Source organism: Bacillus paramycoides, assembly GCF_038971285.1.
GTDB lineage: Bacteria > Bacillota > Bacilli > Bacillales > Bacillaceae_G > Bacillus_A.
This window is the reverse complement of sequence record NZ_CP152427.1, coordinates 1,163,162-1,174,394: the sequence shown is the minus strand read 5'-3', so window position 1 is coordinate 1,174,394 and position 11,233 is coordinate 1,163,162. Positions and strand designations below refer to the sequence as shown.

Here is an 11,233-nt window from a genome sequence, read left to right as displayed (position 1 = left end):
GCGCCCCCTTCATAATAAAGATATGTAGGTTAAAATGAGTGCAAAGGATAAGAAAGTGTGTTACGATACACTTTGCTAAAAATAGATATCGGTAAAGAGGGGACGGACATGACAGCAATTCAGGCAAAAAACGGGCCGACAGAGAAATTAAGTTTATTCTTATTAACATGGCCTATTTTTCTAGAAGTTTTTCTATTTATGTTAATGGGGATCGCTGATACTTTCATGTTAAGTGCATTATCAGACGATGCTGTATCTGGGGTTGGTGCAGCGAATCAATACCTCCATATCGCTATTTTGGTACTAGAAGTCATCGGGAACGGCGCAGCTATCGTCGTATCTCAATACCTCGGTTCCAAACGTTTTATGGAAGCATCTAAAATATCAGCTTTAGCCGTCACATTAAATTTAATGGTCGGACTCGTTATAAGCGCTGGTTTTCTTTTATTTTCAAAACATATGATGATGGCAATGAACTTACAAGGCGATGTACTCATGTATGCGCAAAGCTATTTATCCATCGTCGGAGGGGCTATTTTCCTTCAGGCTATTATTAATTCATTAGCCGCAATTATCCGCGTACATGGCTTCACAAAGCAAGCGATGTTTATCTCACTTGGAATGAATATTATTCATATCGCTGGAAACTACGTACTTATTTTCGGGAAATTTGGGTTCCCAGAGCTCGGTGTGCAAGGAGCTGCTATTTCTTCTGCTGTCAGCAGATTAATCGCACTTATCATTTTCTTCTGGTTACTGTACCGCGTTATGGAATACCGTGTGAAATTACTATATTACTTTACCTTATCAAAAGAATACATCGGGAAAATTTTAAAGATCGGGATTCCATCTGCATTTGAGCAGGTTATGTATCAAGCTTGCCAAATTGTCTTCTTATACTATGCAACATATTTAGGAACGGAATCATTAGCGGCTAGACAATACGCTACGAACATTTCTATGTTTACTTATTTATTCGCTATTGCGATTGGCATGGGAACCGCCATTATTATCGGGCGCCTCGTTGGCGGTGGTGAAAAAGATGAAGCGTATGAACGCGTATGGAAAAGTGTAAAGTGGGCAATTGGAGTCACTTTATGTATGGTCGCTCTCGTTATTACATTCCGCACACAATTAATGGGACTATTTACAGATAATCCGCACATTATTGCGTTAGGTGCAAGCGTTCTTTTACTAAGTGTATTACTTGAAACAGGGCGTACGATGAATATCGTCATCATCAATTCACTTCGCGCAGCTGGTGATGCAAAGTACCCCGTTTTAATCGGCGCATTCTCTATGGTGTTAATGAGCTTACCACTCGGTTACTTTTTCGCCTTCCATTTAGATATGGGACTCGTTGGTATTTGGTTAGCGATTGCTATTGATGAATGGACACGTGCGATTATTATGTTCTTCCGCTGGAAAAGTAGAGCCTGGGAGCGTTATGCACTTGTTAAACCTGAAGAACAAGAGGAGATTGTTACTGTTCCAGCACAGTAATACTTATTGAATCAAAATGCATGTATTCACTTACAAACAAATGTTAAAAATAAAACCGTTTATATAGTAGAAAAACAGCCAATCTTCCATAACGGAAGATTGGCTGTTTTATTATTGATAAATCTCTTTATATTTCTTATACTCCGCTTCAGAACATAATACGAAATGTCCTGGGCGAATTTCACGCATTGTTGGTTCTTCACTACCATAATTATGCTGAGATGGATCGTATACAATACGTTTACGATTGCGCTCATAATCTGGATCTGGAAGCGGAATTGCTGATAGTAGTGATTTTGTATATGGATGAATTGGATTCGCATATAACTCATCACTTGTTGTTAGCTCAACGATTTGACCACGGTACATTACGCCGATACGATCACTAATGTATTTTACCATTGATAAATCATGGGCAATGAATAAATATGTTAAACCTTTTTCTTTTTGTAGCTTTTTCAGTAAGTTTACAACTTGCGCCTGGATTGATACGTCAAGTGCTGAGATCGGCTCATCGGCAATGATAAATTCAGGTTCTACAGCAAGTGCGCGAGCGATACCGATACGTTGACGTTGTCCACCTGAGAATTCATGCGGGAAACGGTTTGCGTGTTCTTTATTTAAACCAACTGTGTTTAATAATTCATGAACACGGTCCATACGCTCTTTTTTGTTTTTTGCTAGTCCGTGAATATCGATACCTTCTGCAATAATATCTCCTACTGTCATACGAGGGTTTAATGATGCATATGGATCTTGGAAAATCATTTGCATTTTACGGTTGAATTTCTTCAACTCTGCACGTGATTTTTTACCATGTACATTTTCACCATCGAATAACACTTCACCAGCAGTTGCATCATATAAACGAATGATCGTTCTTCCAGTTGTTGATTTACCACAACCTGATTCTCCTACAAGACCAAATGTTTCTCCGCGGTAAATATCAAATGAAATATCATTAACCGCTTTGACAACACCACCACTCACGTCGAAGTGCTGTTTTACGTTTTTTACTTCAATTAATTTCTCACGTTGTTTAGTCATGTTGTTCACCTGCTTTCATTTGAAGAATGCGTTTTTCAACGACTGCCGGCGGTTTTACTTCTGGAGCCTGCTCGTGAAGTAACCAAGTTGCCGCATAGTGTGTATCACTTACCTTAAATAAAGGTGGATCCATTTCAAAATCAATTTTCAATGCCTGCGGGTTACGTGGTGCAAAAGCATCCCCCTTTGGCGGCTTCAATAAATCTGGAGGCGTTCCAGGGATCGCATATAACTCTTCTTCTGAACCGTCTAAACTTGGCATAGATGCGATTAAGCCCCAAGTATATGGATGTTTTGGATTGTAGAAAATTTCATCTACAGTTCCGATTTCAACAACTTTACCAGCGTACATAACTGCTACGCGGTCCGCAACGTTCGCCACTACACCTAAGTCATGCGTAATGAAAATGATTGCTGCTTCTGTTTTTTGCTGAATGTCCTTCATAAGTTCTAAAATTTGCGCCTGAATTGTAACGTCTAGCGCTGTTGTCGGCTCATCGGCAATCAATAATTTGGGGTTACAAGCTAACGCCATCGCAATAACTACACGCTGTCTCATACCACCTGAGAATTGGTGAGGATATTGTTTTAAGCGAGCTTCTGGATTTGGAATACCCACAAGGTCGATTAATTCTAACGCAACTTTACGTGCATCTGCTTTGCTCATCCCTTGGTGTTTAATAAGGCCTTCCATAATTTGATTTCCAATTGTCATCGTTGGGTTCAATGATGTCATTGGATCTTGGAAAATCATCGCGATATCTTTACCACGAACTTGTTGCATTTCTTTTTCTGTTAATTTCGTTAAGTCACGACCTTCAAATACGATTTCACCATTTTTAATGCGTCCAGGAGGATTCGGAATTAATCCCATTAACGCTTTAGAAGTAACTGATTTCCCCGAACCAGATTCTCCTACAATCGCTAATGTTTCTCCTTTTTTCAAATCAAAAGTAACGCCGCGTACAGCTTGTACTTCACCTGCATGTGTATCAAAGGAGACTTGTAAATCTTTTACCTCTAACAATGTTTTCATCTTTGCCTCTCCCCTCTTTTACTTACGCATTTTTGGATCTAACGCGTCGCGTAATCCGTCTGCCATTAAGTTAAACGCTAAAATTAATATACTGATGACAACCGCAGGGATGAACATCATATGCGGATACGTTTGAATTGATTTATAACCGTCATTTACAAGAGAACCAAGTGATGCGAATGGTGGCTGGATACCTAAACCGATGAAGCTTAAGAACGCCTCACCAAACACCGCTGTTGGAATTGTAAACATTGTCATTACGATAATTGGTCCCATTACGTTCGGGATTAAGTGTTTTACAATTAATTGTGTATTTGTTGCACCTAATGTACGAGATGCTAATACGTATTCTTGGTTTTTTAATTTTAAGATTTGTCCACGAACGATACGCGACATCCCTATCCAACCTGTAATTGCCATTGCGAGTGTAATTGACCATATACCAGATCCCATAATGATTACCATTAAAATAACGATGATTAAGTATGGAATACCGTTAATAATCTCCATAATACGTTGCATAATGTTATCTACTCTACCGCCATAGAATGCTGAAATACCTCCATATGCAACCCCAATTACTAAATCAATCGCTGCTGCTAAAAGAGCGATATATAATGATACACGCGTACCTTCCCATGTTCTTGTCCATAAATCGCGTCCAAGATCATCTGTACCAAACCAGAAATACTCTTTAATATCACGTTTTTCATATTGATCAACACCATATTGATCTGTACCGTCAAATGGTAGCCAATGAACATTTTCAATAACAGGAATTTTCGGTGGTAATTTCGCACGACCTAAGTCTTGCTCTTTATAGGAGTGTTTACTTACCATCGGTCCTAAAATTGCTAGTAATATAATAAGCGTTAATAAAACTAAACCGAACATTGCTCCTTTATGTTGGAACAAACGTCTTCTTACATCTTGCCAAAACGTTAAGCTTGGACGGGCAATGACTTCATTATCCACATTATTTTGATTGGCTTGTTGAAATAAATCTGGAGATAATTTTTGTACATCTTTCATCATTTTTTCCCTCCCGCTAAACGAATTCGAGGATCAATAATTCCGTATAAAATATCAACAATGAAAATAACTAAGATGAAAATCGCACTATAGAAAATTGTAGTTCCCATAATAACTGTATAGTCATTCACTGTAATAGATTTAACGAACTGTTCCCCTAGTCCAGGTACAGCATAAATTTGCTCAATAACTAATGTTCCTGTAATTAAACCTGCAACCATTGGTCCTAAAATTGTTACAACTGGAATTAACGCGTTACGAAGTGCGTGTTTAATAATGATAACGCCTTGGCTAATTCCTTTCGCTTTCGCTGTTAAAATGTAGTCAGCTTGCATAACTTCAATTAACTCTGCACGAGCGAAACGTGCGATTGTTGCGATAACTGCCATCGATAAAGCAATTGTAGGCATTACTGTAAACTCTGGTCCTTTCCAGAATGCTACTGGGAACCATCCAAGTTTTACCCCTACGAAATATTGTAGTAATGCGGCGAATACGAATGATGGTACCGACATCCCGAGTACGGAAATAATTGTCGCCCCATAATCGACCCACGTATTGTTACGAAGTGCCGCAACGATTCCTAAAATTAAACCGATAAATGTACCTAATATAATCGCTTGTAAACCAAGTTGTGCTGATGGTCCAATGCGATCCACAATCATGTCTGTTACTGGACGGTTATCATATTGGAATGATACCCCTAAATCACCTTTTGCTAAGTTACCTAAGTAACGTGCATATTGAACTGGTACTGGATCATTTAAGCCATATTTTTCAAGAATGATTTCTTTTTGTGCCGGTGATAACTTCTCCTGGTTTTTCAGCGGAGAACCCGGAAGTAATTTCATTAAAAAGAAAGTCAGTGTAGTAATTAAAAATAATGTCAAAGCCATGTACACGAAACGTTTTAATACATAACGTCCCATAGTCAAGCACCTCCCCGTTTTTCTCAAAAGCAATAAGATAGTTTTAAATATTCTTACTTTTATTTTTTTAAAATAAGAGTACATGCCCATCATAGGCATATACCCTTATTCATGATGGAAACCATTTTTAGTTTTTGAGTTCAACCCACTTATAGCTAAATTCCCCACCATATTTATGTTCTAATAGGCCAGTAATTGAACTACGTTGTAAATATGCTTTTCCAGGTTGGTATACTGGAGCAATCGCTGCATCTTCAAGCAATTGTTTTTCTGCTTGTAATAATGCATCCCAGCGAGCTTGTACATCAACTTCTGTTTTCGCTTTTTTAATTAAATCATCATACGCTGCATTTGCATAATTTACTTTGTTTTGCGCATTACCTGTCGTATACATTTCAAGGAATGACATTGGATCCATATAATCTGGACTCCATCCCGCATATGACATTGCATAATCTCCACTTGCTTCAAGTTTTAATTTTTGTGCAAATGGCTGCATTTTTGTTGGAACTGTTAAACCTGGTAAGTTCTTTTCGAATTGGCCTTTTAAATACTCTCCGATTTTTTTTGCATCATCAGTATCAAAGTTTAATAGCTCTAACTCTACTTTGTCTACACCAAGTTCTTTTTTACCAGCTTCCCAGTATTTTTGCGCTTCTTTAATATCCTCTTTTATAAGCCTTCCGTTTTCTTCACGGAAGTCTTTTCCATTCGGACTTTTTGCTAAGCCTTTCGGAACAAAACCATATATCCCCTCTGAACCATCGTTTAAGATCACTTTTCCGATATTTTCACGTTCAAAGGACATTGCAATTGCTTTTCGGATATTTTTATTTGCTAAAAATTTATTCTTTTCATTTAAGCGAATAAATTGTGTAGATGGTCTCTTAATCGTTTTAAAGTCAGCATCTGATTTGTATTTATCTACAAACTCTGATGTTAATACGACACGATCAATCGCTTTCGTTTCATATAAATTTATAGCAGTTGAACGATCCTTAACAATATTGAAGTTTATTTCCTCAAGTTTTACTTCTTTATTTTCCCAATACGTTGGATTCTTCGTAAGTTTGAAGCTTTGTTCATGCTTCCATTCATTTAATACGAATGGACCATTATAAAGTGTCGTATTGGATTCTAATCCAAATTTTGCTCCTTGTTCTGTTACAAACTTTTCATTCAAAGGATACAATGTTGGATAGACCGTTAAACTTACAAAATAAGGAACAGGGTTATCTAATTCCACTTCAAGTGTATGATCATCAATTGCCTTTACACCAAGTTCTTCAACTGGTAATTCTTTTTTGTTAACTTTCTCCGCATTTTTAACATCAAATAGTATGTAAGCAAACTTGGCACCCGTGTTTGAATCTACAGCTCTTCGCCAAGAATAAACGAAGTCTTTCGCTGTTACAGGTTCACCATTAGACCATTTCGCATCTTCACGTAACTTAAATACATACTTTTTGCCATCCTCTGATTTCTCATAAGATTTAGCGACACCTGGAACAAGTTTATCGTCTTTCCCCAGACGATATAATCCTTCCATTGTATTATTCATGATGTTAGAAGATGTTGCATCTGTTGATAACGTCGTATCCATAGTTGGAATTTCAGCTGTTTCAGTTAGATTTAGCACTTGCTTGTTTGAGGATTTGTCTTTTGCACCTGCTTTATTATCCTCTTTTTGGTAACTACAAGCTCCTAACATACTGACTGTCAACGTCGATGCAAGTAATAACGGTATCTTTTTCTTCATGTTGTGTTGCCTCCCCTAATTGCACTTCCTGTACCCTCACTTGTAAAAAAGTAGAATTGAAAGAATAATCTCCAAGTTTCTACAATTTTCATTATACATATAATATAACAATTGTGAATATAGTTTTTTGTTTTTTTGTTAAAATTTTTAATAAAATGTTTATATTTTTATTTTTTTGTAAAGGGATACGTTAACATTGCTACCATCATCTTAAAATCAGACCTTTAATTGCGTATAATTTTCAAAAAATTAATTCTAGTACATATTATAGCTTTTATAGTATAATAATTCTAGTAATATTTTGACGGAGGGGAACATTTTGAATAAAGTTTTTTTTCATACTTGTATACTAATTTTCATAGCGATAATCGCTTCTAGTATTGGCGCATTCCTCGTTTCATCGCAATTTTTGTTGAATTTTGTCAACATATCGTTTTATATCGCACTATTTTTTATTCTTATAGGCGGTTTTTTATTCATATTTCAAAATGGATTTTTTAACGTAACAATTTACGCCTTCCAAAGAGTGTTTGGTACGAACAAAAAAATTGACTCTTTAATTGAAGAAGTAGAGGAACCTACCGATAAGAAAGAACGTATTTATAAAACATATTCATTCAAATGGACGTATCCAATTTGCATTACCGGTATCGTTCTTGGGTTATTCTCGACCCTCATTAGCTTTACTATTTTGATGTAGTTTGCAAACACTATCCCATATGATATAATAATCAGCAAAACATTTTGTTATAAAACTTTAGTTCTTTCATATTAAAAGAGCTCAGGTAACAATAAATAAATTTATATGTATGCGATGATAAAGAAGAGTACATATTGAGGCAATTTCAGAGAGCTTGTGGCTGGTGTGAACAAGTAATTGTACAGTATGGAATGGGCTTTTGAGCACCAAACCGAACCGAAAGTAGTAGGCTTTGGCGTTATATCCAAACGTTATTATGGATTAGAGAGATTTCACAGTAGTGAAATAATTAGGGTGGTACCGCGGTCCATTCGTCCCTATAGTTTTTAGGGATGAATGGGCTTTTTTGTTTGCCTTCTCTTCCCCAGCACGTATTCAAATTTAGGAGGAATTACTTATGTCAGTTATCTTTTCTGGTATTCAGCCGAGTGGAACGATTACACTTGGAAACTATTTAGGAGCTATGAAGCAATTTACAGAGCTTCAAAATGAACACGACTGTTATTTCTGTATTGTAAACCAACATGCGATTACAGTACCTCAAGATCCCGTACAACTTCGTAAAAACATCCGCAGCCTCGCTGCACTTTATGTAGCATGCGGCATCGATCCTGAAAAAGCTACTTTATTTGTACAATCAGAAGTACCAGCACACGCTCAACTAGGATGGATTATGCAATCAGTGGCTTACGTTGGAGAATTAGAGCGTATGACACAATATAAAGATAAAGCATCCGGTAGGGATTCAGTACCAGCTGGATTACTAACGTATCCACCATTAATGGCTGCTGATATTTTACTTTACAACACGGAAATTGTACCGGTTGGCGATGACCAAAAACAACATATGGAATTAACACGTGACCTAGCAGAGCGTTTCAACAAGCGCTTCCGTGAAGTGTTCACTGTTCCTGAAATTCGTATTCCAAAAGTAGGAGCTCGCGTTATGTCATTAACAGAACCTACGAAGAAAATGAGTAAATCTGATCCAAATCCAAAATCAATGATCAGCATGCTTGATGAACCAAAAACAATTGAAAAGAAAATTAAGAGTGCTATAACTGATTCTGAAGGTATTGTGAAATTCGATAAAGAAAACAAACCTGGCATCTCTAACTTATTAACAATCTACTCTTCATTCTCTGGCAAAACAGTAGAAGAAATCGAAGCAATGTACGAAGGAAAAGGATACGGCGACTTCAAAGGCGACTTAGCGCAAGTAGTCGTAGAAGCAATTCGTCCAATCCAAGATAAATATAACGAACTAATCAACTCACCAGAACTAGATGAAATTCTAGACAAAGGTGCCGAAAAAGCAAACCGAGTTGCATTCAAACAACTACGCAAAGTAGAAAACGCAATGGGACTAAGCAGAAAACGTAGGTAACATATAAAGCGAAGGGCTAGGAGCCGGAGCTGGATTTCATATAAAGCGAAGCCACCGAACATTCTTGCCGCCCGAGCTAAGTTACAACAAATAAAAAAAACCGCCAATTGGCGGTTTTTTAATTTACCTTTTGCTCGTTTTCCATTTCCCATAACTTTTCAAAAAATGGCTGTCCTTTTACGAGACGCTCGCATAATTGTTCGTGCTTCTCAGACCAACCCGTTTTCGCTTCCTCATAAAGCTTAGCCCAAATATCTTCAAATTCCATATGTTGAACCATTCCGTATGCTGATGGATCCCACTCTGTGAACCAATAACGGATTTCTGCTGTATTTTTCGTTGTATGTAATTGATCTAACGCCATAAATAATAATTGTTTAAGCTGTCTTTCTTTACGAGTTAAGCCATTCATAATGAAAGGTGATGGTGATAAAATATGATGTTCTTTTTCCATTTCTTCTACTTGGAACTCATACTTTTCTGCTTGTACGTTTTCTACCATCTCATATACCATCTGCTCTTGGCGCGGTATAAGTCTGCTCTTTCGAATTGGCACATTGTAACCAATTGTGTCGATCGCAATAATTCCTTTTCCATCTGTAACTACAAAGCAATACTCTTGCTGCAAACGTTCATGATTTTTACGAATATAAGCCTTATGATGTACGTCTTCCAACATTTTTTGCGGAAGCTCTAACAATTCGTTCTCGATGTAATGATATAATGTGGCATCTACTTTTAATAATGGCACTTGATCTAATAGCTCAATCGTATCATCTTTCCGCCATTCGTAAAAATGACAAACGTTATACCCATTCTCTTCACCTTCAAACCAATTTACCCATACATCATGTAGATATAACATTCACTACCCCTCACTTCACTACTGTTTGTATCAATCATTATGTTCAATTTTTCTTAACTTTATTCCACCTAAGGAAATATATTCTAATTATTATTTTTTCTTCTATTAATACTAAAAAAACAGGAAATAGAGATCCTGTTTTTTTATATATGAAATGTATTTGCTTTATTCAATATTTCTTTTGCATCTATAGATAATAAAGAAAGTGTATTTTCTCCTTCCAAAGTTACACAATCTTTGACAATATGAAATCCAAGTGCATAGCCAAGCATCTTCGGATAAGAATGAAATCCATTTAATAAGATGTCGTGCTCCCTTGTTCCTCGTTTTATACTTATTCTTTCATGTACAACGTTTTTCCAATAATAAATAGCTTCTTCTTTTGAAAGGTACGTCGTCCACGGTGCATTGTTTTTTTCTGAATATCTTTCAGTTACTGCTTGTTCAGCCAATCCTTCCATAATCATCGTATCAAGTAATGTATACTCTGTTTCTTTCGTCTCAATTTGATGTAACCTGCATATATGATGATATTCATGCGCTAATAAGACTTTTAATTCTTCCACTGAATTCCGTCCACATACGAATAAGAAAATAACGTGACGCATCGATAATCCAGCTCTGCCGTTATACTCTTCTTGTACAGTTCGATTATAGGAATCTGATAATAAAATAAAGACAGGGACATCCGGACCTTTTAACCAATTTTTTAGTTTCTCATACTCCGTACGTAATTCTTTCCAAACTTCCTTTTTCTCTAACTCTTTAATTTCTTGTTCTCCTCGCATAACCGGACGATACATACCTTTAGAAATTAAAAAGCGATACAATCTTTCTTTTGGCAATGGAATATACTTCGTAAACTTCTCACATAGCTTTTCTGGCCGTCCGTAATATAGATGTAACCACTCAGCAGTTTCAACAATCCCCATCTTTATCCCTCCTTTTTCTTATGTATATGCAAAAGGAGACAAA

The 11,233-nt window shown here is 36.7% G+C and carries 10 protein-coding genes and 1 other annotated feature; of the genes, 3 read left to right on the top strand and 7 right to left on the bottom strand.

Going from position 1 to position 11,233, the window contains the following annotated elements; genetic code table 11:
* The first annotated feature begins 57 nt into the window (after positions 1–57).
* Positions 58–1,503, top strand: a complete 1,446-nt coding sequence (locus AAG068_RS06050) for an MATE family efflux transporter (RefSeq protein ID WP_342718544.1) — start codon at positions 58–60, stop codon at positions 1,501–1,503.
* Positions 1,504–1,614: 111 nt separating this feature from the next.
* Here AAG068_RS06050 and AAG068_RS06045 read toward each other — a convergent pair whose 3' ends face one another.
* The 5 genes from AAG068_RS06045 to AAG068_RS06025 form a co-directional block, all read right to left on the bottom strand.
* Positions 1,615–2,550 (bottom strand): ABC transporter ATP-binding protein, encoded by a 936-nt coding sequence (locus tag AAG068_RS06045; RefSeq protein WP_000166346.1) that lies wholly within the window; start codon positions 2,548–2,550, stop codon positions 1,615–1,617.
* Positions 2,543–3,586, bottom strand: coding sequence for an ABC transporter ATP-binding protein (locus AAG068_RS06040; protein WP_000854346.1), 1,044 nt, complete (start codon positions 3,584–3,586; stop codon positions 2,543–2,545). The genes AAG068_RS06045 and AAG068_RS06040 overlap by 8 nt, the downstream gene beginning before the upstream one ends.
* Before the next feature lie 18 nt (positions 3,587–3,604).
* Complete coding sequence (gene opp3C / locus AAG068_RS06035) at positions 3,605–4,621, bottom strand: oligopeptide ABC transporter permease (RefSeq protein ID WP_000974102.1); 1,017 nt, start codon at positions 4,619–4,621, stop codon at positions 3,605–3,607.
* Positions 4,618–5,547: an oligopeptide ABC transporter permease gene (gene opp3b, locus AAG068_RS06030; RefSeq protein ID WP_000534165.1), complete on the bottom strand. Its 930-nt coding sequence runs from the start codon at positions 5,545–5,547 to the stop codon at positions 4,618–4,620. Before opp3b ends, opp3C begins: the two co-directional genes overlap by 4 nt.
* Before the next feature lie 127 nt (positions 5,548–5,674).
* Positions 5,675–7,306, bottom strand: coding sequence for a peptide ABC transporter substrate-binding protein (locus tag AAG068_RS06025; RefSeq protein ID WP_342718543.1), 1,632 nt, complete (start codon positions 7,304–7,306; stop codon positions 5,675–5,677).
* Between the two features lie 319 nt (positions 7,307–7,625).
* Between AAG068_RS06025 and AAG068_RS06020 the strand changes: the two genes are divergently transcribed.
* Both AAG068_RS06020 and trpS read left to right on the top strand, forming a co-directional pair.
* Positions 7,626–8,006: a DUF3899 domain-containing protein gene (locus AAG068_RS06020; RefSeq protein ID WP_199677683.1), complete on the top strand. Its 381-nt coding sequence runs from the start codon at positions 7,626–7,628 to the stop codon at positions 8,004–8,006.
* 105 nt (positions 8,007–8,111) lie between these two features.
* Positions 8,112–8,328 (top strand) — a binding site (T-box leader).
* Between the two features lie 75 nt (positions 8,329–8,403).
* Positions 8,404–9,393, top strand: coding sequence for a tryptophan--tRNA ligase (gene trpS / locus AAG068_RS06015; protein ID WP_342718542.1), 990 nt, complete (start codon positions 8,404–8,406; stop codon positions 9,391–9,393).
* 118 nt (positions 9,394–9,511) lie between these two features.
* Here trpS and AAG068_RS06010 read toward each other — a convergent pair whose 3' ends face one another.
* Together AAG068_RS06010 and AAG068_RS06005 are read right to left on the bottom strand one after the other, a co-directional pair.
* Complete coding sequence (locus tag AAG068_RS06010) at positions 9,512–10,258, bottom strand: YjbA family protein (protein WP_048553970.1); 747 nt, start codon at positions 10,256–10,258, stop codon at positions 9,512–9,514.
* Between the two features lie 143 nt (positions 10,259–10,401).
* Positions 10,402–11,190 carry a DUF2268 domain-containing protein gene (locus tag AAG068_RS06005; protein WP_342718541.1) on the bottom strand — a complete coding sequence of 263 codons (789 nt, stop codon included), beginning with the start codon at positions 11,188–11,190 and terminating at the stop codon, positions 10,402–10,404.
* Positions 11,191–11,233: the final 43 nt, after the last annotated feature.

Coding starts and splice junctions, on each gene's coding strand:
- AAG068_RS06045 (WP_000166346.1), bottom strand. CDS start 2,550: ATGACTAAACAACGTGAGAAATTAATTGAAGTAAAAAACGTAAAACAG.
- AAG068_RS06040 (WP_000854346.1), bottom strand. CDS start 3,586: ATGAAAACATTGTTAGAGGTAAAAGATTTACAAGTCTCCTTTGATACA.
- opp3C (WP_000974102.1), bottom strand. CDS start 4,621: ATGATGAAAGATGTACAAAAATTATCTCCAGATTTATTTCAACAAGCC.
- opp3b (WP_000534165.1), bottom strand. CDS start 5,547: ATGGGACGTTATGTATTAAAACGTTTCGTGTACATGGCTTTGACATTA.
- AAG068_RS06025 (WP_342718543.1), bottom strand. CDS start 7,306: ATGAAGAAAAAGATACCGTTATTACTTGCATCGACGTTGACAGTCAGT.
- trpS (WP_342718542.1), top strand. CDS start 8,404: ATGTCAGTTATCTTTTCTGGTATTCAGCCGAGTGGAACGATTACACTT.
- AAG068_RS06010 (WP_048553970.1), bottom strand. CDS start 10,258: ATGTTATATCTACATGATGTATGGGTAAATTGGTTTGAAGGTGAAGAG.
- AAG068_RS06005 (WP_342718541.1), bottom strand. CDS start 11,190: ATGGGGATTGTTGAAACTGCTGAGTGGTTACATCTATATTACGGACGG.